The sequence below is a fragment of the Sphingomonas flavalba genome (assembly GCF_004796535.1).
Taxonomy (GTDB): Bacteria; Pseudomonadota; Alphaproteobacteria; order Sphingomonadales; family Sphingomonadaceae; genus Sphingomonas_L; species Sphingomonas_L flavalba.
The window spans coordinates 137,181-163,429 of record NZ_SPHY01000008.1 but is presented as its reverse complement, the minus strand read 5'-3'; the positions used below and the strand labels follow the sequence as shown (position 1 = coordinate 163,429).

Sequence of the window (26,249 nt, the reverse complement as noted above, 5' to 3'; positions counted from 1 at the left end):
GGCCGGGATCGCGCTGAACCCGGCGGCGGGCGGCGGCGCGGCGGCAGCGATGCTGGCAGCGCTGCGCGTCGACGGGGCGCTGCCCGACGCGGTGCTGCTGCCCGAGCGCGGCGAAGCGATCGCGGCGCTGGCCCGGATGCTGCGCGACGAAGGCGTGCAACTGCTGGCGACGGCGCAGACGCTGGCCGGGCCGCCGGGCGAGATCGCCGCCTATGACGGCGCCTGGTTCGCCGGCTACGACCCCGACCGCTTCGCCGATTTCGCCCGCGCCTACCAGACGCGGCATGGCGGCCAGCCGGGGATGATCGCGGCGCTCGGCTACGACGCGGCGACGATCGCCCGCGCGCTCGCCGGCGACGGCGCGGTCAGCCGCGACGGACTGCTCGGCCGGCCGTTCGAGGCGGTGTCCGGCGCGCTGCGCTTCCGCAGCGACGGTAGTTGCCTGCGCCAGATGGCGATCCTGGTCGCGGAGGCCGGCGGCAACCGGATGGTCGGCCACGGCACCGCCGGATGACAGCCGCACCCCGCGCCGGCGAGCGCGGCTTCACGCTGATCGAGATGATCGTCTCGCTGGCGCTGTTCGCGCTGATCGCGCTTGCCGGCATCGCGCTGCTGCGCACGGTGATGGGCGTGCAGGAGCGCACCGCCGGGCGGATCGAGCGGCTGGGCGATGTCCAGCGTGCGCTGTTCATGGCGCGCAACGATATCGAGCAATTCTCCGGCAAGCTGGTGCTGGCCGATGCCGAGCTTGAGCTGGAACGCCACAGCCGCGGGCCGCTGGGCGTCCAGCCGGTCCGCTACCGGCTGAGCGACGGGATGCTGCGGCGGGCGGTCGACACCGGGCTGGGCACCGCGCGCGACCAGCGGCTGCTGACCGGGGTCGACACGCTGCGGATCAGCGTGCTGGCGCCGGACGGCGGCTGGCGCGACCGCTGGCCACCCGACGGCGACGCGACCGACCCGTGGCCGCTGGCGGTGGCGCTGGACATCGGCCTCGCCCCCGGCCCGCGCCGGCCCGGCGGCACGCTGCGCCGCGTCTTCATCTTGCCGGTGAAGCCATGACGCCAGCAGGCGACGGCGAGCGCGGCATGATCCTGGTCAACGTGCTGCTGATCGTCGCGCTGGCGGCGAGCGTCGTCGTGCTGATGGTGTCGGCGCGCGACACCGGCATCGACCGGTCGCTGATGATGCGCGAGGCGGCGCGGGCCCGGGCGGTAGCGCTGGGCGGCGAGGCATCCGCCGTCGCCGCATTGCGCCGCGACATGACCGAGGCGCCGGAGAGCGACCATATGCGCGAGGCCTGGGCAGCGGTGATCCAGCCCGACGCGCCGATCGCCGGCGGCCGGTTCAGCCTGGACGTCGTCGACGCGCGCGCCAAGTTCAACGTCAACATGCTGGCGCGCGGCGTGCCGGGGGCGCAGGCGATGCTGGCCGACATGCTGGCGACCCTCGGCTACCCGCCCGAATACGGCCCGCTGATCACCCGGCTGATCGCGACGTCCGGCCCGCTCGCCAGCCTCGACCAACTGGCGCTGGGCGGGGTCGACGCCGAGACGATCGCCCGGCTGCGGACGATCGCCGACGCGCTGCCGGTCGACGGGCCGATCAACCTGAACACCGCCGGGGCGCCGGTGCTCGGCCTGCTGTTCCACGATTCGACCAAGGCGCAGCAGCTGATCGCGCGGCGGACCGCCGCCGGCTTCCTGACTCCGGCCGATCTGACCCAGACCGGCGCGATCACCCCGCCGGGCACCGGATTCACGTCCGACCTGTTCTACGTCGTCACCCGCGTCCGCATCGGCGGCACCGGGCAGGTGCTGACCTCTCTGGTCAGGCGGCGGACCGACGACGCCAAGCGCCCCCATGCCGAGGTGATCGCCCGCTGGTGGGGCACGCCGCCGGTGTGACGGGACCTGGCGCCGTCTGGTCAACCGGTGCTTGTCCCGTCCGGCAAAGCCGCGTAGATCGCTCGGTCATCCATGGTCGCGCGCAAATCCGCCCCGAAACGATCCCCGGCCCGGCGCCTGGCCGGCAGATTGCTGAAGATCGGGGCGATCGCGGCGGTGGTCGCGGCGATCGCGCTGGCGGTGACCGTCTATATCCAGGCATCCGCCCTGCCGAGCTATGACGCGCTGAAATCGTCGCCCAACGGCCAGATGATCCGGGTGCGCGCCGCCGACGGATCGGTGCTGCTGTCGCTTGGCCCCAGCTATGGCGAGTGGATCCCCTATCGCGACATCCCGCAGGTGATGAAGGACGCGATGGTTTCCGTCGAGGACCGGCGGTACTGGAGCCACCCCGGCGTCGACCCGATCGGCATCGCGCGCGGCATCAGGGTCAGCTTCCAGCGCGACAACCGGGTGCGCGGCGTGTCGACGATCACCCAGCAGCTCGCCCGCAACGTCTTTCTGAGCAGCAACCGGTCGTGGACCCGCAAGGTGCGCGAAGGGCTGCTGGCGCTGGCGCTGGAATGGAAGTTCAGCAAGCAGGACATCCTGGAGCTGTACCTGAACCGCGTCTATTTCGGCGGCGGCGCCTATGGCATCGACGCGGCGTCGCGCCGGTTCTTCGGCCATCCGGCGACGCGGCTGAACCTGGCGGAGGCGGCGATCATCGCCGGGCTGGTCAAGGCGCCGTCCAACTATTCGCCGACCGCCGATGCCGAGGCGGCGCTCGGCCGGTCGCAGGTGGTGCTGCGGCTGATGCGCGAGCAGGGGCGGATCAGCCAGGCGGAGATCGACGCGATCGGCCCCGACGACGTCAAGCTCGCCCCGTCCCCGCGCCAGAACAGCGTGCGCTACTTCACCGACTGGGCGCTGCCCCAGCTCGACACGCTGATCGACGAGACGATCGAGCCGATCGAGGTGTGGACGACGCTTGACCCGGCGATGCAGAAGGCGGCCGACGCCGCGATCAGCGCCAACGTCCCCGCCGGGGTGCAGGGCGCGCTGGTCTCGCTCGACCGCGACGGCGCGGTGCGGGCGATGGTCGGCGGCACCGATTACGTCACCTCGATCTACAACCGCGCGACCCAGGCGACCCGCCAGTCGGGATCGGCGTTCAAGCTGTTCGTCTACCTCGCCGCGCTGGAAGCGGGCTACACGCCCGAGGACGCGGTGGTCGACGAGCCGGTGACGATCAACGGCTGGAGCCCGCGCAACAGTTCCCGCCGCTTTTCCGGCAAGATCACGCTGCGTACCGCCTTCGCCTATTCGATCAACACGATCGCTGCCAAGATCGGCCAGGAGGTCGGCACGTCGACGATTGCCGACATGGCGCGGCGCTTCGGCATATCGACGCCGGTGTTCACCGACCCGTCGATGGTGCTCGGCACGTCCGACGTGCGGCTGATCGACATGACCCGCGCCTTCGCCTCGGTCGGCGCCAAGGGCGTCGCCGTCGTCCCCTACGGCATCGTCAAGGTGACGACGGCCAACGGCCAGCTGCTCTACGAGCACCATGCCGACATGTCGCGGGTGCTGGTCGCCCCCGGCGTCGCCGCGCAGATGACCGACCTGCTGCAGACCGCGGTCAACACCGGTACCGGCCGCGCGGCGCAGATCGGCCGGCCGGTGGCGGGCAAGACCGGCACGACCAGTTCGAACAAGGACGGCTGGTTCCTGGGCTTTTCCAGCGGGCTGACCACCGGCGTGTGGATGGGCCGCGACAATGCCCGGCCGATCGCCGGGCTGCAGGGCGGGCGGGCGCCGGCGGCGGCGTTCGCGGCGTTCATGCGCGTCGCGGTCGCCAAGCGTCCGGTCGAGCATTTCGACACCGAGGTGACGTTGCCCGAATGGCAGCTGGAGCCGGACGACGAAGCCTATTACGGCGACCCGGACGCGTCGCCGCCGCCCAACCCCGGTCAGCAGGTCGACGAGAACGGCCTGCCGATCGGCACGCCGCCCGACGGCGCCGTCGACATTGAGGCGCCGCCGCGGCTGGACCAGAGCTGGATCGACGAGGTGATCGGCCGCGCCCAGCGCCCGGTGCCGCGCGCCAGCCCGTCACCGGCGGCCAGCCCGACGCCTGTCGCGACACCGCCCGCGCGGCCGAGCCCGAGCCCGGCGGCGGCGGCGCGCGTCACCAACTGAGCGGGATCCGTACTTGGATGCGCCCGCGCTTAGCGCGCGGGACGGAATCCGCTGGCGTCAATGGGCTCCTGCTTTCGCAGGAGCATTGATTCGACTCGCAAGAGGCGCTCCCCCGCTAGCGACCGAACCAATGCAGGGCGGCGCCGTTGGTGCGGAGCCAGGCGCGGGCCGGGGCCGGGTTTGCGGCGAGCAGCTCGGCGACAAGGGCGTGGAAAGCCGGGCCGTGGTGCATGTGGACGCGGTGGGCGACCTCGTGCGCGACGGTGGCGTGGCGGACGAAGGCGGGCGCCAGGATCAGCCGCCAGCTATAACGGATCGTGCCGTCGACGGCGCAACTGCCCCAGCGGCTGCGCGGATCGGCGACGGAGACGCGGCTGACGGAGACGCCGGCGCGCGCGGCGCAGGCCAGCGTTTCGGCGGTCAGCACGGCAAGCGCTTCCTTCTTCAGCCAGCGCAGGATGCGGGGCGCGACCATCTCCGCCGGGCCGCCGACATGGAGAAGGGCGCCGTCGCGCCGCACCGCGCGGCCGCCGTCGGCGCGCCAGACGACGGTCAGCCTGTCGTCGCCAAGCGTGAAGCTGGTGCCGTCGCCAAGCGGCTGCGGGCCGGGCAGGCGGGCGATCTGCTGTTCGATCCACGCGCGATGATCCTCGACCCAGGCGAGCGCCGGGGCGAGCCGGGCGCGCCAGGGCAGGCTGAGCCGTATGGTGCCGGTGCGCGGATCGACCGCCAGCCGCATGCGGCGGGCGCGGCGGCTGCGGACGACGGCGAGCGGCCGCCGATCGGGGCCGAAGCGCGGATCAGCGCCGGGCATCGCCGTCGAGGATGTGCATCTCCAGATCGTCGACGGCCGTTTCCGACACCGTCCAGCCACGCACCGAAATGCCGGCGCGGTGGACCGATTCCGGGTCGCCGGTGTTGAGCGGATGCCAGTCGGGCAGCGGTTCCCCGGCGGCGCGCAGCCGGTAGGCGCAGCTTTCCGGCAGCCAGGTGATGTTGCGCGCCAGCTTCGGCGTCAGCCGCAGGCAATCGGGGACCAGAGCACGGCGGTGGCGATAATCGCTGCACCGGCCGCTGTGCAGGTCAAGCAGCTTGCAGGCGACGTTGGTCGGGAACAGGTTGCCGCTGTCGGCGTCCTCCAGCTTGTGCAGGCAGCACAGGCCGCAGCCATCGCACAGCGCCTCCCACTCGGCGCGGTCGAGCGCCTCGAGCGGCTTGTCTTCCCAGAAACGGCTCACCCGCCGGCCCAGCGCTTCAGCTCGGCGGCGATCTCCGCCGGGGTGCCGTCTTCCGGGATCAGCGCGATCGGCTTGCCGTCCGGCCCGAACAGGTAGGTGGCGCGGCTGTGGTCGACCAGATATTCGGCCGCGCCGTCCTGCTGCTGCTTGTGGTAGTAGACGCCGAAGCTCTTGGCGACGGCGGCGATCTCCGCCGGGGTGCCGGTCAGCCCGATCAGCCGGGGATGGAAGGCGGCGACGTAGCTTTTCAGCACCGCCGGCGTATCCCGGTCCGGATCGATGCTGATGAACAGCGGCTGGATCCGCGCGGCGACGGCGGGGTCGCTCTTTTCCAGAACACGCAGCCCGGCCATCAGCTTCTGCAGGTCGACCGGGCACACGTCCGGGCAGTAGGTGTAGCCGAAATAGACCAGCCGATACTTGCCGGCGAAGGCGGTGTCGCTGACCCGCTTGCCGTCCTGGTCGGTCAGGGTGAACGGGCCGCCGATGCTGGCGCCGGCGAGCGGGCCTTCAGCCGCGCTGTTGCCGGCGCCGCCTCCGCAGGCGGCAAGCAGCAGCGACAGGGCAAGGGCGGCGGTGCGGATGAGGATGTTCATGGCAGAGCCAGCCATGCTTCGCTATCGCGCCGGTTGCAAGCCGGCGGCGACAGAAGGAGGGTTCAGTCGCGCCGCCACTTGTTCTAGGATGGACGGATGAGCGGGATTTCGACAATGCGCGTACTGATCCTGGGCCTGGCGGCGGCACTGCTCGCCCCGGTGGCGGCGAATGCCCAGTTTTCCGACAGCTTCACCTTCCTGAAGGCGGTGCGCGACCGCGACGGCAGCAAGGTCGAGGATATCCTGCGGAAGAATTCCAATTATCTGGACACCAAGGACGTGACCAGCGGCGAGGCGGCGGTGCACATCGTCGTCAAGCGGCGCGACAGCCAGTGGCTCAGCTATCTGCTGGCCAAGGGCGCCAACCCCAACGCGCGCGACGTCGACGGCAACACGCCGCTGATCTACGCCGCGCAGATCGGCTTCGCCGAAGGGGTGGAGCAGCTGCTTGCCCGCAAGGCCGGGGTCGACTTGCCCAACCGATCGGGCGAGACGCCGCTGATCAAGGCGGTGCAGGCCGGCGACCTGCAGGTCGTCCGGCTGCTCGTCGCCGCCGGCGCCAACCCGAAGAAGCCCGACAGCGTCGCCGGCAAGTCCGCCCACGACTATGCCGCCGGCAACCCGCGGCTGGGCGTGATCCTGAAGGTGCTGGACGAGGCGAAGCCGGCGGCGCCGGCGCGGCCGATCGCCGGGCCGAAGCTGTAGGCGCGACTCACACGCTGCTGGCGGCGTCCGGGTCGGCCAGTTCGAGCAGGCGGCGGGCGGCGCGGCGGGCGAGGCGCAGGGTCTCGGACCGGCGCCGGGCCGGGGCCATCGGCCGCAACGGCGCTTCGCGGACGATCGCCGCGTCGTAGCGGTCGGCAACGATCAGGCCGCTGACCTCCGGCCCGAGCGCGGCGCCGGAAAACGGCGCCAGGTCGAACCCCGCCGGCACCGCCCAGAAAAAGCGGTCGCAATAGGGCAGATAGTCGCCCCATTTGCCGTCGCCGAGCAGGTCGGCGCGCGACACCTTGATTTCGACGATGACGATCGCGCCGTGCGAATCGACAGCCATCAGATCGGCGCGGCGGCCGTTGCCGAGCGCGACTTCCGCAACCGCGACCAGATCATGGCGGTACAGCAGGCGCGCGACGCCGCGCGCCACCGCGGCGGCGCCAGCTTCAGCCGGAAACAGCGGGTCGGCCGCCGGCAGGGGAGAAAGCGTCGCCATCCGCCCCGGATAGAACATCCGGGGAACGGAGGGAAGGCCGCGCGCGGGCGCGGCGGAGTCCGTCTTGTTCAAGCGGCGCCAGCCCGCTCCCAAACTCTGATTGCCCACCTTCGTCATTGCACGCGCAGCGAAGCAATCCAGGGCGGTCTCACGCGCATTTTCCGGATTGCCGCGTCGCTGCGCTCCTCGCAATGACGACCCCGGCTTATGGGGCGATCCGTCCTAGCGGTAGAAGATGTGGTTGCCGAGGCGGACGACCCGGTCCTTGCCCCAGTTGGGCGAGACATGGGTGGCGTGGAAGAACAGCGCGTCGGCGGCGCGGCTTTGCCACTGGTCGTTCATCGCGATCTCCGCCACCGCCACCGCTTCCTTCCAGTCGCGGCTGCTGGTGTTGATCGGCGGCAGCGCGCCGTTGCGGACGAAGGAGAACTGGCTGGGCTGGAACACCACCCGGCAGATGCCGCGCGGGAAACGGCCGGATTCGGCGCGGTTGATCACCACTTCCGCCACCGCGAGCTGGCCTTCCAGCGGCTCGCTCTTCGCCTCGAAATAGACGGCGCCGGCAAGGCAGCGCAGTTCCGGGTCGACGGTGCCGGGCATGGTGTGGGCGGAGACCAGCGCCGCGAGCGACGACGGCGCCCGATCGGCAGCATCGGTCGCCACCGCCGGCTGCGGGGCGATCTTCTGGACGACTTCCTGCCGTGGCGCGAAAGCGACGGCCGAGTCGTCGAGCAAACCCTGGGATTCGATGGTGAGGACCGGCGCCGGCGCGGTCACGATCGGGGTCATCGCCCCGCTGCCCGCGAAGGTCGGGTCGGTGGCGACAAGGGTGGCGCCAGCACAAAAAGTCACGGCCGCGAGACTCGCGGCGCGAACGGCAAAATGCATCTACACATCAAACAATGCGGTGGATTGATCAAAACACGAAGGTGCCCCTTACTCCGGCACCCCTGATCGCACCCCCGACTGCGTTATCATCCGCGACGCTCATTCGCCTGCGATGATCCGACGCACCGAAATGGTGAACGGGGCCTTTCGAGACTCGGGCCGGTCAAGTCAACCGTGGACGATCGTTTCAGCGGCGAAGCGTTCGGCTTCCACGATATCCAGTTCGATCAGCCACAGATCGGGGTCACGGCCGCGGCGGCGCGCCAGATACTCGGTTATTTCATGCCTGTTTTCAATATCTTGCGGTCCACACCGGACCCAGCCGTAGCGGCCGTCGAGCCCGAGTATCCGCTCGAGCAGCGGCCCGGGCCGTCCCTTTTCGGCACATTCGATCAGCACGGTGCCAGCGCCGTCGTCGCCGCGCGCCAGCACCGTCGCATGGCCGCCGGCGGCCTGGGCAGCGCGGATCAGCGCGTCGACGATCAGCCGGCTGGGCAGCCGCGCGCCGCTCACGCCGGGTGGTAGCCGGGCAGGGTGGCGAGCGGGAAGCGCGAGCGCATGAAGGTGCCGGTGCCGCGCGCCGCTTCCTCGCCGTCGGCATCGACCAGCCGGGCCTCGGCGACGAAGACGCGGCGGTGGCCGCTGATCCACCGCCCCTCGGCGACGACCGGGCCGTCGCGCAGCGGCCGGGTGAACAGCAGGTTGAACGCGGTGGTCAGCAGGAAGCGATCGCTGACCAGGCTGTTCGCCGCGTAGAAGGCGACATCGTCGAGCATCTTGAAATAGAGCGTGCCGTGCGCGGCGCCGGCGGCGTGGTTGTAGCGGGAATCGACGGTGAAGCCGATGCGCGCCACCCCGGCCGACAGGATTTCCAGCCGCGAATCGAACAGCCGGTTGATCGGCGCCGCCGCGTAGAGCGATTCGAGCGCACGGAAATGCGCCTGCTCGCCGGAGGGCGGAGGCGGCGGGGCGGCGGGCGGCATGCCGGCTGTCCCTAGGCCGCGAACAGCGCATAGAGCGCGTCGGGCGACCCGGCGCCGCGCAGCTTGGCGACGAACGCCTGGTCGCGCAGCCAGCGGCTGACCTGGGCCAGCGCCTTCAGATGATCGGCGCCGGCGCCGGTCGGCGACAGCAGCATGAACACCAGGTCGACCGGCAAGTCGTCGATCGCCTGATAGTCGACCGGCTTTTCGAGGCGGACGAACGCGCCGGTCACCGCCGCCAGCCCGTCGAGCTTGCCATGCGGGATGGCGACGCCGGCGCCGAAGCCGGTCGACCCGAGCCGCTCACGCTCGCTCAGCCGCTCGACGACCAGCCGCGCGTCCACCCCGGCGACACGCGCGCCGATCTGCCCCAGCTGCTGGAACAGGCTTTTCTTGTTGGGCACCGCCAGATCCGCGGCGATCGCGCCGGGCTCGATCAGGTGCGAGAGATTGGTCATTGCATGTCCAAAACGCGTGAAAACAGGCCGCCGGGAGGCGGGCCGGGGCGAAATGGCGCGACCGTCGGCGTCAGGCGGCGCGTTGGGGCTCCACCCAGCCGATCGTCCCGTCACCGCGGCGATAGACCATGTTGTGCACGCCCGTCACCGCATTCCTGAACAGCAGCGCGTTGGTGTTGCGCAGATCGAGCATCATCACCGCGTCCGACACGCTCGCTTCCGGCACGTCGACGCGGGTTTCGGCGATGATCGGCGGGTTGTCGGCGGGCTCGTGATCCTCGTCCGGCACCTCGAACACGGTATAGCCGGCGCCGTCAGCCTCCGCCGCCGCGACGCTGTTGTCGGTATAGCGGTATTTCAGGCGCCGGGTATAGCGGCGGATCTGCTTTTCGATGCGGTCGAGCGCCGCCTGGAACGCGGTATGCGCCTCGTTGCCGTTGCCGCCGCCCTTCAGGATCACGCCCTGGTTGACATGGGCGACGATGTCGCAGTGGAACCGGTAGTCTTTCGGCCCTTTGCCGAAGGTGACCTGCGCCGACAGCGCGCGCGAGAAATATTTGTCGGCGATCGCCTGAAGGCGGTCCTCGACATGCGTGCGCAGCGCCTCGCCAGTGTCGGTCTGATGCCCCGAAACGCGGATCTCCATTCGGTCCTCCTTCAAAAACGGGGCGGTGGACAGCCACCGCCCCGGACAAGATCAATCCGTTGCGGCGGACGGGATGTCAGCGGCCTGCCACAACGGATCGGTCAGGGTGGCAACAAAGGCGGCATGGCGGGCCAGTTCGTCCGCAGAGGCGGCGTGCGGGCGGGCCGGGCGGGCCGGACGGGGCGCGAAGGCCGGGCCGCGCGTCGCCATCGTCGCGGTCGGCGCGCGGACCGGTTCCGCCTCGCCGGGGAGCAACAGGCCGATCTGGCGGCCGCCGGTCAGCTCGACATAGACCTGGGCGAGCAACTGAGCGTCGAGCAGCGCGCCGTGCTTGACCCGGTGGCTGCGGTCGATGCCGTAGCGGGTGCACAGCGCATCCAGGCTGTGCTTGGCACCCGGGTGGCGGGCGCGCGACATCGCCAGCGTATCGATCATCCGCGACTGCGGAATGTGCAGCCGGCCGCATTCGCCCAGTTCGTTGTTCATGAAGGCGAAGTCGAAGCCGGCGTTATGGGCGACGAGCGGGCTGTCCTCCAGGAAGTCGAGCAGGTCCTCGACCAGATCGGCGAACAGCGGCTTGTCGGCCAGAAACGCCTCGCTCAGCCCGTGCACCGCCTGCGCCTCCGGCGGCATCGCGCGTTCCGGGTTGAAATAGGCATGGTAGGTCCGGCCGGTCTCGACCCGGTTGATCAGCTCGACACAGCCTATCTCGACGAGGCGATGGCCCTCGGAAACGTGGATGCCGGTGGTTTCTGTGTCGAAGACGATCTCACGCATTCGCGACAGTATCGGACGCCGCGCGTGCGGAGGCAAGCCACCAGACGCCGAACCTGACGCCGGGTGGCATTCAGCGAGCCGCTGGTGTCGATGATGAAATCGGCGCGGCGGCGCTTTTCCCGATCCGGGGTCTGGCGAGCGAGAATCGCGTCGAGCCGGTCCGCGGTCATGCCGGTGCGGCCGAGCACCCGCCGGCGCTGGACATGATGCGGCGCGGAGACGACCAGCACCGCGTCGACCGCGCGCCAGCCGCCCTTCTCGAACAGCAGAGGAATGTCGAGCACGACCAGCCGCCGCCGGCGGTGACGGCGCAGGAAGGCGGCGCGCGCGGCGGCGACGGCGGGGTGGACAAGCGCCTCCAGCCGGGCCAGCGCCGCATCGTCGCGCAGCACCCGGTGGCCGAGCAGCGCGCGGTCGACGCCGCCGGGGCCGGTGGTGCCGGGAAAGGCCGACTCGATCGCCGCGACCAGCGCCCCGCCCGGCCCCTGCAGCCGGTGGACCTCCGCATCAGCATCGAACACCGGCACGCCGAAGCCGCCGAACATCGCCGCTACCGTCGACTTGCCCATGCCGATCGACCCGGTGAGGCCGAGGACGATCATGCGAGGAGCAGCGCGCGCAGCGCAGCGTCGTCGGCGCGCGGCGGCGGCTGGCCGTAGAACAGGCGAAAACCCATCGCCGCCTGGCCGACCAGCATTTCCAGCCCGTCGATGACCCGGAGGCCGCGGCGGCGGGCGGCGGCGAGCAGCGGCGTTTCCAGTGGCGAATAGACGATGTCGTAGACGATCGCGTCGGGGCCGAGCCGGTCGAGGCTGAGCGGCAGCGGCGACTGGCCGGTCATGCCGAGCGAGGTGGCGTTGACGACGGCGGCGACCGATTCGTCGAGCAACGCGTCGCTATCGGGCAGGGCGGCGGTTCCGATCGCCGCGGCATCGGCGCCGGCGACCTCTGCCGCCAGCGCGGCGGCGCGGGTGGCGGTGCGGCCGACCAGGATGATGGTGAAGCCCGCGTCCCACAGCGCATGGACGACCGCGCGGGCGGCGCCGCCGGTGCCGACGACGAGGATTCTGGACCGCGAACCGCCAGCCGGTGCGGCGATCCGCGCCTGAAGCGGCTCCAGGAATCCGGGCACGTCGCTGTTGCAGCCGAACAGCCGGCCGTCGCGCGGGACGACGATGTTGACCGCGCCGATCGCGGCGGCGAGCGGGTCGAGATCGTCGATCAGCGGGATCACCAGCGTCTTGTGCGGCATGGTGACGTTGCAGCCGCGCCAGGCCGGATCATCGCGGCGGGAGGCGATATAGCCGGCGAGCCCGTCGGGATGGACCAACTGCTTGCGGTAAACGGCGGCGATGCCGAGCCGGTCGAGCCAGAAATTGTGGATCAGCGGCGATTTCGACTGGGCGATCGGATCGCCGATCACCTCGGCATAGGGGTTCATGCCGCGATCACCCCGCGCACCCGCAGATAATCGAGCAGGCGCAGCAGCGGCAGGCCAAGAATGGTGAAATGGCTGCCCTCGATCCGGCTGAACAGCTGGACGCCGGGCCCCTCGACCCGGTAGCCGCCGACGCAGCCGGCAACCGCCGGCCATTCCGCGTCGAGATAGGCGGTTATGAATGCATCGGTCAGCGGGCGGACGGTCAGGCTGGCGCGCTCGACCGCCCGCCAACTCGCGCGGCCGCCCTCCGCGATCACCGCGGCGCTGTGCAGGTGGTGGCGCTTGCCGGACAGCGCGCGCAGCTGGGCGGCTGCGTCGTCGCGCGAAGCCGGCTTCGACAGCGTCGCGCCCTCGGCGGTTTCCAGCACCTGATCGCAGCCGAGGACGAGGGTGGCTGGCAGGCGGGTGGAGAGCTTTATCGCCTTCATCTCGGCCAGCGCATCGGCCAGCTCGCGCGGGCGCAGATCGGCCAGCCCGGCCTTTGCCGCATCCTCGTCCAGCCCGGCGGCGCGGGCGGTGAACGGCACCCCGGCCGCCGCCAGCATCGCTTGGCGGGCGGCGCTCTGCGAGGCGAGGAGCAGTTCGGTCACTTCATCCGCTCGTTGTAGAGGTTGATGATCGCCGCCGCCGCTTCCTCGATCGAGCGGCGGGTGACGTCGAGCACCGGCCAGCCATTGTCGGCGAAGATGCGGCGGGCGAAGGCGATTTCGCGCTTCACTGCGTCCTCGTCGACATAGGCGGTTTCCGGCGCCTGATTGAGCGATAGCAGCCGGTTGCGGCGGACGGCGACCAGCCGGTCGGCGCTGGTCGTCAGCCCGACAACCAGCGGGTTGCGCAGCGCGAACAGCGACGGCGGCGGCGGGCTTTCGACGACCAGCGGGATGTTGGCGGTCTTGTAGCCGCGATTGGCGAGGTAGATCGAGGTCGGCGTCTTCGACGTGCGCGAGATGCCGGCGAGCAATATGTCCGCTTCCTCCCAATCCTCCGCGCCGATGCCGTCGTCATGGGCGATGGTGAACTGGATCGCGTCGACCCGCGCGAAATAGGCGGCGTCGAGGATGTGCTGGCGCCCCGGCCGCGCCTTCGCCGTCTGACCGAGCATGTTCGACAACGCGTCGGTCACCGGATCGAGCGCGGCGACCGCCGGCAGGCCGAGGCCGCGGCAACGCGTCTCCAGCGTGCGGCGAATGTCGCTATTGACCAGCGTGAACAGCACAAGACCGGGATTCTGCGCGATTTCCGTCAGGATCCGTTCCAGATTCGCTTCCGAACGGATCATCGGCCAGAAATGCTTGATCGTCTCGACCCCGTCATATTGGGCGAGCGCGGCCTTGGCGATGTTCTCCAGCGTCTCGCCGGTCGAATCGGACAGCAGGTGGAGATGGAGCCGTATCGTCAAGCCGGAGCATCCCTGTGGAAAAGCCTGTGCATGGCGCTAGCTGATCATGCAGGCAGGCGGCAAGCGGCGGATTCATCCCCGCTTCTCCGCAAGCGCTGACAGCACCGTCCACAGGCGGATGATTTCATCCCCATCGTGGGGATAACGGGGAAAGCGGCATCGACTCCGGTCGATCGCCGCCGCCGGCTGGAGTCAATCTGTTGGCAATCGGCGGTGAACTGCCTAAGCCCCGCAACCAAGCGACCAACAATCATCAACTTCCTTCAATAAAGAATCTTAGAAAGATGAAGATGGGTTCCGTCCCCGCCGCCCTGGCCGCCACCGACAAGCCGTTGCTCGCCGTGCTGCGCGGCGCCCGGCAGGAGCGCCCGCCGCTGTGGCTGATGCGCCAGGCCGGGCGCTACCTGCCCGAATACCGCGCGCTCCGGGCGGAGAAGGGCGGTTTCCTCGATCTGGTCAACGACAGCGCGGCGGCGGCGGAGGTGACGCTGCAGCCGATCCGCCGGTTCGGCTTCGACGGCGCGATCCTGTTTTCCGACATCCTCGTCATCCCCCACGCGATGGGCCAGGACCTGCGCTTCGTCGCCGGCGAAGGGCCGCGGCTGAGCCCGAAGCTGGCCGACAGCGCGCTGGCGGCGCTTGCCCCCCGGCCGGAACGGCTCGCCCCGGTCTACGAGACGGTGCGCCGGGTGAAGGCGGCGCTGGCGCCGGAGACGAGCTTCCTTGGCTTCGCCGGATCGCCGTGGACCGTCGCCACCTACATGATCGCCGGGGAAGGCAGCCGCGAGCAGGCGGAGACGCGGCGCTACGCCTATCGCGATCCGCAGGAGTTCGGCGCGATCATCGCCGCGATCGTCGACTGGAGCGTCGACTATCTGTCCGGCCAGATCGATGCCGGGGTCGACGCGGTGCAGTTGTTCGACAGCTGGGCCGGCAGCCTGGCGCCGGAACCGTTCGAGCGCTGGGTGATCGCACCGACCGCCGAGATCGTCGCCCGGCTGAAGGCGCGTCACCCCGATACGCCGATCATCGGCTTTCCCAAGGGCGCCGGCGGAAAGCTGGCCGCCTATGCGCGCGAAACCGGGGTCGACGCGCTTGGGCTGGACGAGACGGTCGATCCCGGCTGGGCCGACGCGCAGTTGCCCGCCGGGCTGCCGGTGCAGGGCAACCTGGATCCGCTGGCGCTGATCGCCGGCGGCGCGCCGCTCCGCGCGGCGGTCGATCGGGTGCTTGCGGCCTTCGCCGATCGGCCCCATATCTTCAACCTGGGCCACGGCATCCAGCCCGACACGCCGATCGCGCATGTCGAGGCGCTGGTCGCCCAGTTGCGGGGGCGCGGATGAGCTTCGACGGCATGATCGGCTTTCTGGGCGCAGCCTATCTGTGGGTGAAGGCCGCCCATGTGATTTTCGTGATCTTCTGGATCGCCGGCCTGTTCATGCTGCCGCGTTTCTTCGTCTACCATCAGGAAGCGCCGGTCGGGTCGGAGGAGGAGGCGCGCTGGGTGACGCGCGAGCGCAAGCTGCGCCACATCATCATCACGCCGTCGATGATCCTCGTCTGGCTGTTCGGGCTGGCGCTGGCGTTTAACATCGGCGCTTTTGCCGAACCGTGGTTCCATGCCAAGTTCGCGGTGGTGCTGCTGCTGTCCGCCTATCACGGCTGGATCGTCGGCTACGGCCGCAAGCTGGCGAAGGGCGAGCGGCGCTACAGCGGAAGGACGCTGCGGATGATGAACGAGATTCCCGGCATTGCGGTGGCGATCGTCGTCATCCTCGTCGTCGTCAGACCGTTCTGATGGCCGGCGCCGCGCTGCTCGCCGCGTTGCTGCTGCAGGGGGCGGCCGCGCCGACGGCTGCGCCGGACATCGCGGCGGACGCCCGCTGCTTCACGGTGATGGCGTTTGCCGCCAGCGCGACCGACGCCAAGGCCAAGCAGGCCGGGATGATGGGCGCGCTGCTCTGGTACGGCCGGCTGAGCGCCCAACTGCCCGCGGCCGGAATCGCCGACGCGATCAAGGCGGAGGCGAAGCGGATGGAACAGGACAGCGCCAGCATCCAGGCCGAGGCGCAAAGGTGCAGCGCCGAGATGACCGCTTACGGCCAGGCGATGCAGGCGCTGGGCGCCGAGATGCGGGCGGAGGCCGGCAAGTAGGAGCGGTCGGCCGCTGACCGGGCTCGCTTGACTTGGTTCGGCCCGCCGCTTAGTCGATTCGACCGGAAGCACCGTGGCGTCCTGCCGGTGCCGGGTCTCCTTATTCTGCTCCACGCGGCGTATCGCGTTCGCGTCCCATCGGAAACCAACGATGCATTTGAAAGAACTCAAGAAAAAATCGCCGGCCGAGCTGGTGACGATGGCCGAGGCGCTGGGCGTCGAGGGCGCGTCGACACTGCGCAAGCAGGACCTGATGTTCGCGATCCTGAAGGCCGAGGCCGAGGGCGGCGCCCAGATCATGGGCGAAGGCACGATCGAGGTGCTGCAGGACGGATTCGGCTTCCTGCGCAGCCCGGAGGCGAACTACCTCGCCGGGCCCGACGACATCTACGTGTCGCCCAACCAGGTCCGCCGTTTCGGCCTGCGCACCGGCGACACCGTCGAGGGCGAGATCCGCGCGCCGAAGGACGGCGAACGCTATTTCGCGCTGACCAAGCTGGTCTCGGTCAATTTCGACGATCCCGACGCGGTCCGCCACCGGGTCAATTTCGACAACCTGACCCCGCTCTACCCCGACGAGAAGCTGACGCTCGACCCCGCCGACCCGACGGTCAAGGACAAGTCGGCGCGGGTGATCGACATCGTCAGCCCGCAGGGCAAGGGCCAGCGCGCGCTGATCGTCGCGCCGCCGCGCGTCGGCAAGACGGTGCTGCTCCAGAACATCGCCAAGGCGATCACCGACAACCATCCGGAAGTGTTCCTGATCGTGCTGCTGATCGACGAGCGGCCGGAGGAAGTGACCGACATGCAGCGCAGCGTGAAGGGCGAGGTGATCTCCTCCACCTTCGACGAGCCGGCGCAGCGCCACGTCCAGGTCGCCGAGATGGTGATCGAGAAGGCCAAGCGGCTGGTCGAGCACAAGAAGGATGTCGTCATCCTGCTCGACTCGATCACCCGGCTCGGCCGCGCCTACAACACGGTCGTGCCGTCGTCGGGCAAGGTGCTGACCGGCGGCGTCGACGCCAACGCGCTGCAGCGGCCGAAGCGCTTCTTTGGTGCTGCCCGCAACATCGAGGAAGGCGGATCGCTGTCGATCATCGCCACCGCGCTGATCGATACCGGCAGCCGGATGGACGAGGTGATCTTCGAGGAATTCAAGGGTACCGGCAATTCGGAGATCGTCCTCGACCGCAAGGTCGCCGACAAGCGCATCTTCCCGGCGATGGACGTCGGCAAGTCCGGCACCCGCAAGGAGGAGCTGCTGGTCGACAAGGGCAAGCTCAGCAAGATGTGGGTGCTGCGCCGCATCCTGATGCAGATGGGCACGATCGACGCGATGGAGTTCCTGCTCGACAAGATGAAGGATTCGAAGACCAACGAGGATTTCTTCGAATCGATGAACCAGTAGCGCGCACGGAGCGTTCGACCGCCGATGCTTGAGCTCTGGCAGCATATCGTCAACGATTTCTCCAACCTGGGCGACCCGGCCGCGCTGGCCGCGTTCGGCCAGGTGCTGATGATCGACATCATGCTGGCCGGCGACAACGCGATCGTCGTCGGCGCGCTGGCCGCCGGGCTGCCGGACGCGCAGCGGCGCAAGGTCATCATGATCGGCATCGTCGCCGCGCTGGTGCTGCGCATCGCCTTCGCGTTGGTCGTCACCCAGTTGATGCAGATCGTCGGGCTGATCTTCGCCGGCGGGCTGCTGCTGCTCTGGGTGTCGTGGAAGATGTACCGCGAGCTGCACCCGAGGCCGGCGGTGGCGGGCGGGTCGCCGGAGGTCCATGGCGACGAATACAGCAACGTCCGGCCGGCCAAGAGCTTCCTCGGCGCCGCCTGGGCCGTCGCCATCGCCGATGTCAGCATGAGCCTGGACAATGTGCTGGCGGTTGCCGGGGCGGCGCGCGAGCACCCCGGCATCCTGATCATCGGGCTGATCCTGTCGGTGGCGCTGATGGGCATCGCCGCCAACATCATCGCCAAATATATCGAGCGGTTCCGCTGGATCGCCTATGTCGGGCTGGCGGTGATTCTCTACGTTGCGGTCAAGATGATCTATGAGGGCTGGGTCGACCCCGGCGTCGGCGTCGTCACCCTGTTCGGCTAAAAGCGCCGAATTCTTCGTTCTTCCCTCGTCGTGCCGATTCCGCCTGAAGCGGACAAACTCTGATGGATTGCCGCGCCCCTGCGGGGCTCGCAATGACGGGTAGCGGCTATTTCAGATGCTCGGCGAAGAACCGGGCGGTGCGGCCGTCGGCGAGGGTGGCGGCCGCCTCGTCGCGGCGCTTGCCCGACTGGGCGGCGAAGCCGTGGTCGAGGCCGGGATAGTCGTGCAGCACGACTTTCGGATGATCGTCCAGTCCGGCGTGCATCTTCGCCTGCGCCTCCGCCGGCACGAAATGGTCGTCGGTGGGGATATGGAGCATCAGCGGCCGCCCGATCGCGTGCTTTTCCCCCAGCAGTCCGTCGATGCCGACGCCATAATAGCCGACGGTCGCGTCGACGTCGGTGCGCGCGGCGACCATATAGGCCAGCCGCCCGCCGAGGCAGTAGCCGACAGCGCCGACCTTGCCGCCGCCGATCTCGGCCCGCGCCCAGCGGATCGTCGCCTCGATGTCGGCGATGCCCTGGTCCTGGTCGAATCGGCCCATCAGCGCCAGCGCCTGCTGGAACTGCTCCTGCACGTCGGGATCGAGCTCCACCCCCGGCTCCAGCCGCCAGAACAGGTCCGGCGCGACCGCCAGATAGCCCGCCTTCGCCCAATCGTCGCATTTCGCCCGGATGCCGGCGTTGACCCCGAAAATCTCCTGGATGACGACGATTGCCGCCTTGGCGTCACCCGCGGGGGCGGCGACATAGGCGGCGAAGCGGCCGTTACCGGCGGGGCTGTCGATCTGGACGGTGCGGGTCATAGCAACGGGCCTTTCATGCCTTCGTGATGGAGGAGCCAGGATTTGGTGCGGGTGCCGCCGCCGGCGGAATAGGCGCCGAGGCGCCCGCCGCCGGCCAGCACCCGGTGGCAGGGAATGACGATCGGGAACGGGTTGCGCGCGCAGGCCTGGCCGACGGCGCGGGGGGAGGAGGCGATGGCGGCGGCGACCTCGCCATAGCTTTGCGTCTCGCCGGGGCGGATGGCGGCGATCGCTTCGCGCAGCGCCATGCCGCGCGCGGTCGCCGCCGGGGCGAGCGGCAGGGCGAAGCGCAACCGGGGGTCGGTGAAATAGGCGGCGATCTGCCGTACCGCCTCCGCCACCGCGCACGGCAGGGCGGCGGAAACCGGCGTTGCCGCCTCCACCGCGTCAGCGATGCGGATCGCGCGCACGACATCGTTGTCGCCGGTGATATGGACGGTGCCGACAGGCGTTGCGATCGAGGCGGTGACGGGCGCATAAGCCATGGCGGGCAGCCTAGAGTGCCGACCGCATCGGCTCAAGCACGAGGGGACGGGCGATGAAGATGAATGTCGAAGTGGATTGCACGCCGGAGGAGGCGCGCCGTTTCCTGGGCCTGCCGGACCTGTCGCCGGTCCATGATGCCTATGTGAAGAGCCTGCTGGACACGATGCAGAAAGGGCCGAGCCCGGAACTGCTGGAATCGATGCTGAAAAGCTGGGCGCCGATGGGCGATGCCGGGTTCAAGATGTGGACCCAGATGTTCGAACAGATGGGCAAGGGCGCCACCAAGGCCTGATCGAACCGGCGTGCCGCGTCAGACGATCTTCGCCCTGTCGAGCGGGGCGCCGCCGGCGGCGATCGCGGTGGTGCGGGTCAGCGGGCCGGGCGCCGTCGCGGCTGCGGTGGCGCTGACCGGCCAGCGCCCGGAACCGCGCCGTGCCCGGCTGGCGCGGATCGCCGACCCGGACAGCGGCCTGCCGATCGACCGGGGATTGCTGCTGTTCTTTCCCGGCCCGCGATCGGTGACCGGCGAGGACCTGGTCGAATTCCACCTGCACGGCGGGCGGGCGGTGATCGCCGCCGTCGAACGGGCGCTTGCGACGCTGCCCGGCCTGCGCCCAGCCCGCGCTGGGGAATTCACGTGGAGGGCGTTTCAGAACGGCAAGACCGACCTGATCGCGGTCGAAGGATTGTCCGATCTGCTGCGTGCCGAGACGGAGGCGCAAAGGCGCCGGGCGCTGGCGGTGGCCGAGGGCGGGCTGACCGCGCGGATCGATGGCTGGCAGAAGGAGATACTGATCGCCGGGGCGCTGATCGAATCCCGCCTCGATTTCTCCGACGAGGACGATGTCGACGCGGTCGATACCGAGCCGATGGTCCACGCCCGGCTGAGCGCGTTGCAGGCGGCACTGGCGGCGCAGCTCGCCCGGCCGCCGGCGGAGCGGCTGCGCGACGGGCTCAGCGTCGTCATCGCCGGGCCGCCAAATGCCGGCAAGTCGACGTTGCTCAACCGGCTGGTCGAGCGCGAAGCGGCAATCGTCTCCGCCATTGCCGGGACAACGCGGGACCTGATCGAAGTGCCGGTCGTACTCGGCGGCGTCGCCTACCGGCTGACCGACACCGCCGGGCTCCGCGCCGGGGGCGACGACCCGATCGAGCGGATCGGCATCGACCGCGCGGCGGCGGCGATCGCCGATGCGGACATTGTGCTGTGGCTGGGCGACGGGCCGCCGGCGGATGGCGAGCAGGGGCAGGCGCTGCTGCACCTGCATCCGCGCGCGGACCTGCCGGGGCGGGCGGAGGCGCCGCCCGGGCGGCTGGCACTGTCTGCCGCGACCGGCGGGGGCATCGCCGAGTTGATCGCGGCGATGGGCGAGGTCGCCACGACGTTGCTGCCCCGCGCCGACGAACTGGCGCTGAGCCGCCGCCAGCGCGAGGCGGTCGCGACGGTAGCGGAGCATGTCGTGGCGGCGCTGACCCTGGACGACGACCTGCTGCGCGCGGAGCATCTGCGGCTGGCCCGGGCCTGTTTCGACGCGCTAACCGGGCGGGCGGGGACCGAGGATATGCTCGACGCGCTGTTCGGGACATTCTGTATCGGCAAATAGCCGCCGTTCCACGTGGAACATTTTGCCCGGCCCGGCCGAATCGTGTAGCGGGGCGGCCGTGGACAGCTTCGACGTCATCGTGATCGGCGGCGGCCATGCCGGCTGCGAGGCCGCCTGCGCCGCTGCCCGGCTCGGCGCGCGGGTGGCGCTGGTCAGCTTTTCCGCCGCGACGATCGGCGCGATGTCGTGCAACCCGGCGATCGGCGGGCTCGGCAAGGGGCATCTGGTCCGTGAGGTCGACGCGTTCGACGGGATCATCGCCCGCGCCGCCGACAGCGCGGCGATCCACCACCGGATGCTGAACGCCAGCAAGGGTGCGGCGGTGCGCGGGCCACGCGTCCAGGCCGACCGGCGGCTGTTCCGGCAGGCGATTCACCGGCTGATCGCGACGCAGCCCGGCCTGACGGTGGTCGAGGGCGAGGCGGCGGCGCTGGTCCTGACCGGCGGAAATGTGACCGGCGTGACGCTGGCCGACGGCGTTCCGCTCACCGCGCCGGCCGTAGTGCTGGCAACCGGCACCTTCCTGTGCGGCCGGATGTTCTGCGGTGAGGAGCGGAGCACCGGCGGCCGGGTCGGTGAGCGGGCGGCGACCCGGCTTGGCGAGCAGATCGGGGGTCTTGGCCTGCCGATCGCCCGGCTCAAGACCGGCACGCCGCCCCGGCTGGACGGACGGACGATCGACTGGAGCCGGTTGCGGCGGCAGGAATCGGATGCCGAACACTGGACGATGGGCGCGTTGCCGGACGACCCGCGCCTGCCGCAACTGGCCTGTGCGATCACCCGCACCAACGCGCAGACTCACGCGGTCATTCGCGGGGCGCTCGACCGCTCACCGCTGTTTTCCGGCGCGATCGAGGGGCTGGGGCCGCGCTACTGCCCCTCGATCGAGGACAAGATCCACCGTTTCGGCGACCGCGATGGCCATCAGATTTTCCTTGAACCGGAAGGCCTTGACGATCCGCTGGTTTATCCGAACGGCATATCCAGCTCGCTGCCCGCCGACATCCAGCAGGCAATGGTCGAGACGATCGACGGGCTCGAACGGGCGCGGATCGTCCAGCCGGGCTATGCGGTCGAGTATGACTATATCGACCCGCGCGCGCTGGACGGCGGGCTGGCGGTGCGCGGTGTCGGCGGGCTGTTCTGCGCCGGGCAGATCAACGGCACCACCGGCTACGAGGAAGCGGCGGCGCAGGGGCTGGTCGCAGGGCTGAATGCCGCCGCCGCTGCGCTCGGCCGGGCGCCGGTGCGGTTCGACCGGGCAGACAGCTATATCGGCGTGCTGATCGACGACCTGACCTTGCAGGGGGTGACCGAACCCTACCGGATGCTGACCGCTCGCGCCGAGTACCGGCTGCGGTTGCGCGCCGACAACGCCGCCAGCCGGCTGACGCCCAAGGCGATCGCGCTGGGTTGCGTCGGGGAGGAACGGCGGCGGTGGTTCGAGGACCGGGCGGCGGCGCTGGCCGAGGCGGCGGCGGTACTTGATCGGGTAGCGGTCGCCGAGGCGATCCTGCCCGAGCGCGCCGATCTGGAGCCGAGGACGATAGCGGCCTGGTTGACGGTCGGCGCTGCCGATCCGGCGCTGCTGCGGGCGCTCGACCCCCGGTTGGCGGCGCTTGATGGCGATGCGCTCGGCGAACTGGTCGAGGATGTCCGCTACGCGCCCTATCTGGAGCGACAGGCGTCGGAAATCGCCGCGGTCGCCCATGCCGATGGGTTGAAGCTGCGCGACGATTTCGACTATCGCGCAATTCCGGGACTATCGATCGAGATGGCGGAGCGGCTCGAACGGGCGCGGCCAGAGACGCTGGCGGCAGCGCAGCGTGTGCGCGGCGTCACGCCGGCGGCGCTGGCCGCGATCCTCGCCACCGCCCGCCGCGCGGCATGACCGAAGAAGAGGCGAGGGCCTGGTTGGCGGCGTTGGCTGTTCCACGTGAAACAGTCGCGCGACTGGAGGCTTTCGTCGCGCTGGTACTAGCCGAGAACCAGCAGCAGAATCTGATCGCGCGGTCGACCGAGGCGGCGATCTGGGGACGGCATGTCGTCGACTCCGCCCAATTGGCCGGGTTAGCGGACGTTCCGGGCGGGCCTTGGCTCGATATCGGTGCCGGGCCTGGCTTTCCGGGCATTGTCATCGCCCTGATGACCGATGCGCCGGTCTGGCTGGTCGAACCACGCCGGTTGCGCGCTGCGTTTCTGTCGCGGGCGTCCAGGGCGCTCGGCCTGGAAGAGCGCGTCAAAGTCTTTGCGGAGAAGATCGAGGCAGCGGCAATTCCGGCACCGCCGCGCACGGTGACCGCACGGGCCTACGCGCCACTCGACCGGATATTCGCGGTTTGCCAGCGCTTTGCCGGGCCGGAGACGATTTATGTGCTGCCCAAGGGGCGCGGGGCCGCCGACGAACTGGAAAGCGCGCGGCGAACGTGGCAAGGTACGTTCCACGTGGAACGAAGCGTCACCGATCGCGATGCGGCGATCGTCGTGGCGCGGGCCGTCCGGCGGAGGAAAGCGCGATGATCTGCGTAGCGGTGGCGAACCAGAAGGGGGGTGTCGGCAAGACGACATCGGCGATCAACCTGGCGACCGCGCTCGCCGCCACCGGATCGCGCGTGCTGCTGATCGACCTCGACCCGCAGGGCAATTGCTCGACCGGCTTGGGTATTCCCCACGCGGAGCGGGTGCGGACCAGCTATGAGGTGGTGGTGACCGGCGACGCGTCGATCGTCGAGGCCGCGGTGGCGACCAAGGTGCCGCGGCTCGACCTGATTGCCGCGACGGTCGACCTGTCCGGCGCCGAGATCGAGATGATCGAACTGGCCGACCGTACTCACCGGCTGGCCACGGCGCTGGCCGAGGCGCCGGCCGGGCGCTGGGACATCTGCCTGATCGACTGCCCGCCGTCGCTGGGTCTGCTCACCGTCAACGCGATGGTCGCGGCGGACTCGCTGCTGGTGCCGCTGCAATGCGAATTCTTCGCGCTGGAGGGGTTGAGCCAGCTGCTCCAGACGATCGAGCGCATCCGCTCGCGCTTCAATCCGGGGCTGAAGATGCTCGGCGTCGTGCTGACCATGTACGATCGGCGCAACAACCTGACCGAGCAGGTGGCGCAGGACGTGCGCGCCGTGCTGGGCGAGGTGGTGTTCCGCACCGTCATCCCGCGCAACGTCCGCCTGTCGGAGGCGCCGAGCTATGGCGTACCGGCGCTGATCTACGACCATCGCTGCCCCGGCTCGGAAGCCTATATCGCGCTGGCCCGCGAGGTGATCGGCCGGCTGCCGCGGATCGCGCAGGCGGCATGAGCGACGCGGCCGGCAATCCGTTCCTGTCCGGCAAGCGCCGGCCCAGCGGGCTGGGGCGCGGCCTGTCGTCGCTGCTCGGCGAGACGGCGCGCGAGGAACCGGTGGCGGCGGCCGAGGGGCGCTCGCCCGGCGTCCAGCTTGTCGCGGTGGCGGCGATCGCGCCGCACCCGGAACAGCCGCGCCGCCATTTCGACGAGGATGCGCTGGACGAACTGGCCCGGTCGATCGCGGCGCGCGGGTTGATCCAGCCGATCGTGGTGCGGCCGCTGGGCGGCGGCTACCAGATCGTTGCCGGCGAGCGGCGCTGGCGGGCGGCACAGCGCGCGCAGCTCCATGAAGTTCCTGTAATCGTTCGGGATTTCGACGAGGCGGAGACGCTGGAGATCGCGCTGGTTGAGAATATCCAGCGCGAGGACCTGAACGCGATCGAGGAAGCGATCGCCTACCGCAAGCTGATCGACCGGTTCGGCCATAGCCAGGAGGCGCTCGGCCGGCTGGTCCACAAGTCGCGCAGCCACGTCGCCAACATGATGCGGCTGCTCGACCTGCCGCCGGCGGTGCAGACGATGGTCGCCAATGGCGGGCTGGACATGGGCCACGCCCGCGCGCTGGTGACCGCCGCCGATCCGGAGAGGTTGGCCGCCGAGGTGATCGCGCGCGGCCTGTCGGTGCGCGAAACCGAACGGCTCGCCCGCGCCGCGAAGCAGGGCGGCACCACGAAGCCGCCGCGCGCGCCCGGCGAAGGCAACGCCGACGTCGCCGCGCTGGAACGGCAGTTGGCCGACATATTGGGCCTGAAGGTCAGGATCGCCCATGGCGGCGCCAGCGGCACGGTCACCATCGCCTATGGCACGCTCGACCAGCTCGACCTGATCTGCCAGCGGCTGACCGGCGAGCGGATCTAGAGCATGTTCCGATTAGATTGAATCCGAACATGCTCTCATTTTCTTTTGTTTTCCGCATTTTCCGAGTCGTCAGGTGTGTCCACCTGACTTGAAAATGCTAGGGCGCGGCGATCCGCTTTCCGTGATTGCGATCGCAGCGAAGCAATCTCTCCACCAAATGGTGACATGGCCATGGGGATTGCCGCGCCCCCCGCGGGGCTCGCAATGACGGGTTTGGGCGGGCGGCGCGTCACGCGGCGCAACTTCCGCAGTTTCAGGACGTTGGCACCACACGAAACATAAAAGGGATCATGCGTGAGGATGACGGGCGCGCGCGGCGGAGCCGCAACCGGGTTGGTGCTGTGGCTGCTGAGCGGCGGGGCGCCGGCGATTGCGCAGGCGGAGGACGGGCTCGATCCGGATCGCGACACGGTGACGATCGGCATCGGCGGCGCGCTGGTGCCGCGCTACGATGGCGCCGATTCGACCCGCTTCGTGCCGGGCGGGGTGATCCGCGGCAAACTGTCCGGCTTCGCTTTCTCGACCGTTGGAACCACGCTCTATGTCGACCTGGTCCGTGAGCCGGCCGATGCGCTGGACATCCAGTTCGGGCCGGTCGCCGGGCTCAACCTGAACCGCACCACGCGCAAGCTGGGCGATGCGCGGGTGTCGGCGCTCGGCAAGCGATCCGTCGCAGTCGAGCTGGGCGGCTATGCCGGCATCGGCAAGACCGGCGTCGTCACCAGCGCCTACGACACGCTGTCGCTGTCGGTGTCATGGCAGCATGACGTCGCCGGGGCGCATGGCAGCTTCGTCGTCTCGCCAACGCTCAGCTACGGCACGCCGCTCAGCCGCACGACCTATGTTGGGCTGGCGGCGGCGGCGAACATCGTCGGCGGCGATTACGCCCGCTATTATTTCGGCGTGACCCCCGCGGGGGCGGCGGCGAGCGGCCTGCCGGCCTACACCCTTGACGGGGGCATAAAGGATATCAATTTCAAGGTCTTGTTTGGCCAGTCGTTGTCCGGCGACCTCAGGCGCGGCTGGAACCTGTTCGCGGTCGGCGGCTATGCGCGGTTGCTCGGCGATTTCAAGCGATCGCCGCTGGTCTCCGTCGCCGGCGACGCCGACCAGTGGGTTGGCGCGCTCGGCGTCGGCTACACCTTCTGACGCTTCCCTT

The 26,249-nt window shown here is 69.8% G+C and carries 33 protein-coding genes; 17 read left to right on the top strand and 16 right to left on the bottom strand.

Annotated features, from left to right (window positions below; genetic code table 11):
• The 4 genes from E4A53_RS14640 to E4A53_RS09625 form a co-directional block, all read left to right on the top strand.
• On the top strand, positions 1 to 514 hold a 514-nt coding region (locus E4A53_RS14640), incomplete at its 5' end, for a type 1 periplasmic-binding domain-containing protein (RefSeq protein WP_476712824.1).
• Entirely contained in the window at positions 511 to 1,062 is a 552-nt protein-coding gene (locus E4A53_RS09635) for a type II secretion system protein GspJ (RefSeq protein WP_136162877.1), read from the top strand. The genes E4A53_RS14640 and E4A53_RS09635, both read left to right, overlap by 4 nt.
• A complete protein-coding gene (locus E4A53_RS09630; protein ID WP_136162876.1) occupies positions 1,059 to 1,907 on the top strand; it encodes a type II secretion system minor pseudopilin in 849 nt (282 codons plus the stop codon). Before E4A53_RS09635 ends, E4A53_RS09630 begins: the two co-directional genes overlap by 4 nt.
• 72 nt (positions 1,908 to 1,979) lie before the next feature.
• A complete protein-coding gene (locus E4A53_RS09625; RefSeq protein WP_136162875.1) occupies positions 1,980 to 4,091 on the top strand; it encodes a transglycosylase domain-containing protein in 2,112 nt (703 codons plus the stop codon).
• A gap of 115 nt (positions 4,092 to 4,206) precedes the next feature.
• On the opposite strand, the gene E4A53_RS09620 is transcribed toward E4A53_RS09625, so the two are convergent.
• From E4A53_RS09620 to E4A53_RS09610, 3 genes are read right to left on the bottom strand one after another with little or no spacing between them, the layout of a single operon-like run.
• Complete coding sequence (locus E4A53_RS09620) at positions 4,207 to 4,905, bottom strand: M48 family metallopeptidase (protein WP_136162874.1); 699 nt, start codon at positions 4,903 to 4,905, stop codon at positions 4,207 to 4,209.
• Positions 4,892 to 5,329 (bottom strand): YcgN family cysteine cluster protein, encoded by a 438-nt coding sequence (locus E4A53_RS09615; RefSeq protein ID WP_136162873.1) that lies wholly within the window; start codon positions 5,327 to 5,329, stop codon positions 4,892 to 4,894. The genes E4A53_RS09620 and E4A53_RS09615 overlap by 14 nt, the downstream gene beginning before the upstream one ends.
• Positions 5,326 to 5,940 (bottom strand): SCO family protein, encoded by a 615-nt coding sequence (locus tag E4A53_RS09610; protein ID WP_206366289.1) that lies wholly within the window; start codon positions 5,938 to 5,940, stop codon positions 5,326 to 5,328. Before E4A53_RS09610 ends, E4A53_RS09615 begins: the two co-directional genes overlap by 4 nt.
• A gap of 99 nt (positions 5,941 to 6,039) precedes the next feature.
• Between E4A53_RS09610 and E4A53_RS09605 the strand changes: the two genes are divergently transcribed.
• Positions 6,040 to 6,630: an ankyrin repeat domain-containing protein gene (locus E4A53_RS09605; protein ID WP_239018235.1), complete on the top strand. Its 591-nt coding sequence runs from the start codon at positions 6,040 to 6,042 to the stop codon at positions 6,628 to 6,630.
• Positions 6,631 to 6,637: 7 nt separating this feature from the next.
• On the opposite strand, the gene E4A53_RS09600 is transcribed toward E4A53_RS09605, so the two are convergent.
• The 11 genes from E4A53_RS09600 to E4A53_RS09550 form a co-directional block, all read right to left on the bottom strand.
• Positions 6,638 to 7,135, bottom strand: coding sequence for an MmcB family DNA repair protein (locus E4A53_RS09600; protein WP_239018234.1), 498 nt, complete (start codon positions 7,133 to 7,135; stop codon positions 6,638 to 6,640).
• Between the two features lie 222 nt (positions 7,136 to 7,357).
• Complete coding sequence (locus E4A53_RS09595) at positions 7,358 to 7,987, bottom strand: cell wall hydrolase (RefSeq protein ID WP_239018233.1); 630 nt, start codon at positions 7,985 to 7,987, stop codon at positions 7,358 to 7,360.
• Between the two features lie 204 nt (positions 7,988 to 8,191).
• Positions 8,192 to 8,536 carry a DUF1491 family protein gene (locus E4A53_RS09590; protein ID WP_239018232.1) on the bottom strand — a complete coding sequence of 115 codons (345 nt, stop codon included), beginning with the start codon at positions 8,534 to 8,536 and terminating at the stop codon, positions 8,192 to 8,194.
• Positions 8,533 to 9,006, bottom strand: a complete 474-nt coding sequence (locus tag E4A53_RS09585) for a PaaI family thioesterase (RefSeq protein WP_136162870.1) — start codon at positions 9,004 to 9,006, stop codon at positions 8,533 to 8,535. The genes E4A53_RS09590 and E4A53_RS09585 overlap by 4 nt, the downstream gene beginning before the upstream one ends.
• Positions 9,007 to 9,017: 11 nt before the next feature.
• Positions 9,018 to 9,464 (bottom strand): PTS sugar transporter subunit IIA, encoded by a 447-nt coding sequence (locus E4A53_RS09580; protein ID WP_136162869.1) that lies wholly within the window; start codon positions 9,462 to 9,464, stop codon positions 9,018 to 9,020.
• 70 nt (positions 9,465 to 9,534) lie between these two features.
• Positions 9,535 to 10,110, bottom strand: a complete 576-nt coding sequence (gene hpf / locus E4A53_RS09575) for a ribosome hibernation-promoting factor, HPF/YfiA family (RefSeq protein WP_136162868.1) — start codon at positions 10,108 to 10,110, stop codon at positions 9,535 to 9,537.
• Positions 10,111 to 10,161: 51 nt separating this feature from the next.
• A complete protein-coding gene (dnaQ, locus tag E4A53_RS09570; protein ID WP_136162867.1) occupies positions 10,162 to 10,887 on the bottom strand; it encodes a DNA polymerase III subunit epsilon in 726 nt (241 codons plus the stop codon).
• A complete protein-coding gene (gene coaE, locus E4A53_RS09565; protein WP_136162866.1) occupies positions 10,815 to 11,489 on the bottom strand; it encodes a dephospho-CoA kinase in 675 nt (224 codons plus the stop codon). The genes dnaQ and coaE overlap by 73 nt, the downstream gene beginning before the upstream one ends.
• Complete coding sequence (gene aroE, locus E4A53_RS09560) at positions 11,486 to 12,328, bottom strand: shikimate dehydrogenase (protein WP_136162865.1); 843 nt, start codon at positions 12,326 to 12,328, stop codon at positions 11,486 to 11,488. The genes coaE and aroE overlap by 4 nt, the downstream gene beginning before the upstream one ends.
• A complete protein-coding gene (locus E4A53_RS09555; protein ID WP_239018238.1) occupies positions 12,325 to 12,873 on the bottom strand; it encodes a Maf family protein in 549 nt (182 codons plus the stop codon). Before E4A53_RS09555 ends, aroE begins: the two co-directional genes overlap by 4 nt.
• 41 nt (positions 12,874 to 12,914) lie before the next feature.
• Positions 12,915 to 13,721, bottom strand: coding sequence for a pyruvate, water dikinase regulatory protein (locus E4A53_RS09550; RefSeq protein WP_136162896.1), 807 nt, complete (start codon positions 13,719 to 13,721; stop codon positions 12,915 to 12,917).
• A gap of 296 nt (positions 13,722 to 14,017) precedes the next feature.
• Between E4A53_RS09550 and hemE the strand changes: the two genes are divergently transcribed.
• The 5 genes from hemE to E4A53_RS09525 all read left to right on the top strand — a co-directional run bounded on the left by hemE (position 14,018) and on the right by E4A53_RS09525 (position 17,988).
• Entirely contained in the window at positions 14,018 to 15,070 is a 1,053-nt protein-coding gene (gene hemE / locus E4A53_RS09545; RefSeq protein WP_136162895.1) for a uroporphyrinogen decarboxylase, read from the top strand.
• Positions 15,067 to 15,525: a CopD family protein gene (locus E4A53_RS09540; protein WP_239018231.1), complete on the top strand. Its 459-nt coding sequence runs from the start codon at positions 15,067 to 15,069 to the stop codon at positions 15,523 to 15,525. The genes hemE and E4A53_RS09540 overlap by 4 nt, the downstream gene beginning before the upstream one ends.
• A complete protein-coding gene (locus E4A53_RS09535) occupies positions 15,525 to 15,881 on the top strand; it encodes a hypothetical protein (RefSeq protein WP_136162863.1) in 357 nt (118 codons plus the stop codon). The genes E4A53_RS09540 and E4A53_RS09535 overlap by 1 nt, the downstream gene beginning before the upstream one ends.
• Before the next feature lie 151 nt (positions 15,882 to 16,032).
• On the top strand, positions 16,033 to 17,289 hold the full coding sequence (gene rho / locus E4A53_RS09530; RefSeq protein ID WP_136162862.1) for a transcription termination factor Rho: 1,257 nt from the start codon (positions 16,033 to 16,035) through the stop codon (positions 17,287 to 17,289).
• Positions 17,290 to 17,313: 24 nt separating this feature from the next.
• The gene (locus E4A53_RS09525) at positions 17,314 to 17,988 is read left to right on the top strand and encodes a TerC family protein (RefSeq protein WP_136162861.1); all 675 of its coding nucleotides are present in this window, start codon (positions 17,314 to 17,316) and stop codon (positions 17,986 to 17,988) included.
• A 106-nt stretch (positions 17,989 to 18,094) separates the two neighbouring features.
• On the opposite strand, the gene E4A53_RS09520 is transcribed toward E4A53_RS09525, so the two are convergent.
• On the bottom strand, positions 18,095 to 18,793 hold the full coding sequence (locus tag E4A53_RS09520; RefSeq protein ID WP_136162860.1) for a dienelactone hydrolase family protein: 699 nt from the start codon (positions 18,791 to 18,793) through the stop codon (positions 18,095 to 18,097).
• A complete protein-coding gene (locus E4A53_RS09515) occupies positions 18,790 to 19,278 on the bottom strand; it encodes a methylated-DNA--[protein]-cysteine S-methyltransferase (RefSeq protein ID WP_136162859.1) in 489 nt (162 codons plus the stop codon). Before E4A53_RS09515 ends, E4A53_RS09520 begins: the two co-directional genes overlap by 4 nt.
• Positions 19,279 to 19,331: 53 nt before the next feature.
• Between E4A53_RS09515 and E4A53_RS09510 the strand changes: the two genes are divergently transcribed.
• The 7 genes from E4A53_RS09510 to E4A53_RS09480 all read left to right on the top strand — a co-directional run bounded on the left by E4A53_RS09510 (position 19,332) and on the right by E4A53_RS09480 (position 26,239).
• Entirely contained in the window at positions 19,332 to 19,571 is a 240-nt protein-coding gene (locus tag E4A53_RS09510) for a DUF6489 family protein (RefSeq protein WP_136162858.1), read from the top strand.
• 10 nt (positions 19,572 to 19,581) lie between these two features.
• Positions 19,582 to 20,883 (top strand): tRNA uridine-5-carboxymethylaminomethyl(34) synthesis GTPase MnmE, encoded by a 1,302-nt coding sequence (mnmE, locus tag E4A53_RS09505; protein ID WP_239018230.1) that lies wholly within the window; start codon positions 19,582 to 19,584, stop codon positions 20,881 to 20,883.
• A 58-nt stretch (positions 20,884 to 20,941) separates the two neighbouring features.
• The gene (gene mnmG / locus E4A53_RS09500; protein WP_136162856.1) at positions 20,942 to 22,774 is read left to right on the top strand and encodes a tRNA uridine-5-carboxymethylaminomethyl(34) synthesis enzyme MnmG; all 1,833 of its coding nucleotides are present in this window, start codon (positions 20,942 to 20,944) and stop codon (positions 22,772 to 22,774) included.
• On the top strand, positions 22,771 to 23,403 hold the full coding sequence (rsmG, locus tag E4A53_RS09495) for a 16S rRNA (guanine(527)-N(7))-methyltransferase RsmG (RefSeq protein WP_136162855.1): 633 nt from the start codon (positions 22,771 to 22,773) through the stop codon (positions 23,401 to 23,403). The genes mnmG and rsmG overlap by 4 nt, the downstream gene beginning before the upstream one ends.
• A complete protein-coding gene (locus E4A53_RS09490; RefSeq protein WP_136162854.1) occupies positions 23,400 to 24,185 on the top strand; it encodes a ParA family protein in 786 nt (261 codons plus the stop codon). Before rsmG ends, E4A53_RS09490 begins: the two co-directional genes overlap by 4 nt.
• Positions 24,182 to 25,090: a ParB/RepB/Spo0J family partition protein gene (locus E4A53_RS09485; protein ID WP_136162853.1), complete on the top strand. Its 909-nt coding sequence runs from the start codon at positions 24,182 to 24,184 to the stop codon at positions 25,088 to 25,090. Before E4A53_RS09490 ends, E4A53_RS09485 begins: the two co-directional genes overlap by 4 nt.
• Positions 25,091 to 25,390: 300 nt before the next feature.
• A complete protein-coding gene (locus tag E4A53_RS09480; protein WP_136162893.1) occupies positions 25,391 to 26,239 on the top strand; it encodes a MipA/OmpV family protein in 849 nt (282 codons plus the stop codon).
• Positions 26,240 to 26,249: the final 10 nt, after the last annotated feature.

Excerpts from the sequence above, each read along its gene's own strand:
- E4A53_RS09635 (WP_136162877.1), top strand. The coding sequence starts at position 511 with ATGACAGCCGCACCCCGCGCCGGCGAGCGCGGCTTCACGCTGATCGAG.
- E4A53_RS09630 (WP_136162876.1), top strand. The coding sequence starts at position 1,059 with ATGACGCCAGCAGGCGACGGCGAGCGCGGCATGATCCTGGTCAACGTG.
- E4A53_RS09625 (WP_136162875.1), top strand. The coding sequence starts at position 1,980 with ATGGTCGCGCGCAAATCCGCCCCGAAACGATCCCCGGCCCGGCGCCTG.
- E4A53_RS09620 (WP_136162874.1), bottom strand. The coding sequence starts at position 4,905 with ATGCCCGGCGCTGATCCGCGCTTCGGCCCCGATCGGCGGCCGCTCGCC.
- E4A53_RS09610 (WP_206366289.1), bottom strand. The coding sequence starts at position 5,940 with ATGGCTGGCTCTGCCATGAACATCCTCATCCGCACCGCCGCCCTTGCC.
- E4A53_RS09605 (WP_239018235.1), top strand. The coding sequence starts at position 6,040 with ATGCGCGTACTGATCCTGGGCCTGGCGGCGGCACTGCTCGCCCCGGTG.
- E4A53_RS09600 (WP_239018234.1), bottom strand. The coding sequence starts at position 7,135 with ATGGCGACGCTTTCTCCCCTGCCGGCGGCCGACCCGCTGTTTCCGGCT.
- E4A53_RS09585 (WP_136162870.1), bottom strand. The coding sequence starts at position 9,006 with ATGCCGCCCGCCGCCCCGCCGCCTCCGCCCTCCGGCGAGCAGGCGCAT.
- E4A53_RS09580 (WP_136162869.1), bottom strand. The coding sequence starts at position 9,464 with ATGACCAATCTCTCGCACCTGATCGAGCCCGGCGCGATCGCCGCGGAT.
- hpf (WP_136162868.1), bottom strand. The coding sequence starts at position 10,110 with ATGGAGATCCGCGTTTCGGGGCATCAGACCGACACTGGCGAGGCGCTG.
- dnaQ (WP_136162867.1), bottom strand. The coding sequence starts at position 10,887 with ATGCGTGAGATCGTCTTCGACACAGAAACCACCGGCATCCACGTTTCC.
- coaE (WP_136162866.1), bottom strand. The coding sequence starts at position 11,489 with ATGATCGTCCTCGGCCTCACCGGGTCGATCGGCATGGGCAAGTCGACG.
- aroE (WP_136162865.1), bottom strand. The coding sequence starts at position 12,328 with ATGAACCCCTATGCCGAGGTGATCGGCGATCCGATCGCCCAGTCGAAA.
- E4A53_RS09555 (WP_239018238.1), bottom strand. The coding sequence starts at position 12,873 with ATGCTGGCGGCGGCCGGGGTGCCGTTCACCGCCCGCGCCGCCGGGCTG.
- hemE (WP_136162895.1), top strand. The coding sequence starts at position 14,018 with ATGGGTTCCGTCCCCGCCGCCCTGGCCGCCACCGACAAGCCGTTGCTC.
- E4A53_RS09540 (WP_239018231.1), top strand. The coding sequence starts at position 15,067 with ATGAGCTTCGACGGCATGATCGGCTTTCTGGGCGCAGCCTATCTGTGG.
- E4A53_RS09535 (WP_136162863.1), top strand. The coding sequence starts at position 15,525 with ATGGCCGGCGCCGCGCTGCTCGCCGCGTTGCTGCTGCAGGGGGCGGCC.
- rho (WP_136162862.1), top strand. The coding sequence starts at position 16,033 with ATGCATTTGAAAGAACTCAAGAAAAAATCGCCGGCCGAGCTGGTGACG.
- E4A53_RS09525 (WP_136162861.1), top strand. The coding sequence starts at position 17,314 with ATGCTTGAGCTCTGGCAGCATATCGTCAACGATTTCTCCAACCTGGGC.
- E4A53_RS09520 (WP_136162860.1), bottom strand. The coding sequence starts at position 18,793 with ATGACCCGCACCGTCCAGATCGACAGCCCCGCCGGTAACGGCCGCTTC.
- E4A53_RS09515 (WP_136162859.1), bottom strand. The coding sequence starts at position 19,278 with ATGGCTTATGCGCCCGTCACCGCCTCGATCGCAACGCCTGTCGGCACC.
- E4A53_RS09510 (WP_136162858.1), top strand. The coding sequence starts at position 19,332 with ATGAAGATGAATGTCGAAGTGGATTGCACGCCGGAGGAGGCGCGCCGT.
- rsmG (WP_136162855.1), top strand. The coding sequence starts at position 22,771 with ATGACCGAAGAAGAGGCGAGGGCCTGGTTGGCGGCGTTGGCTGTTCCA.
- E4A53_RS09490 (WP_136162854.1), top strand. The coding sequence starts at position 23,400 with ATGATCTGCGTAGCGGTGGCGAACCAGAAGGGGGGTGTCGGCAAGACG.
- E4A53_RS09485 (WP_136162853.1), top strand. The coding sequence starts at position 24,182 with ATGAGCGACGCGGCCGGCAATCCGTTCCTGTCCGGCAAGCGCCGGCCC.
- E4A53_RS09480 (WP_136162893.1), top strand. The coding sequence starts at position 25,391 with ATGACGGGCGCGCGCGGCGGAGCCGCAACCGGGTTGGTGCTGTGGCTG.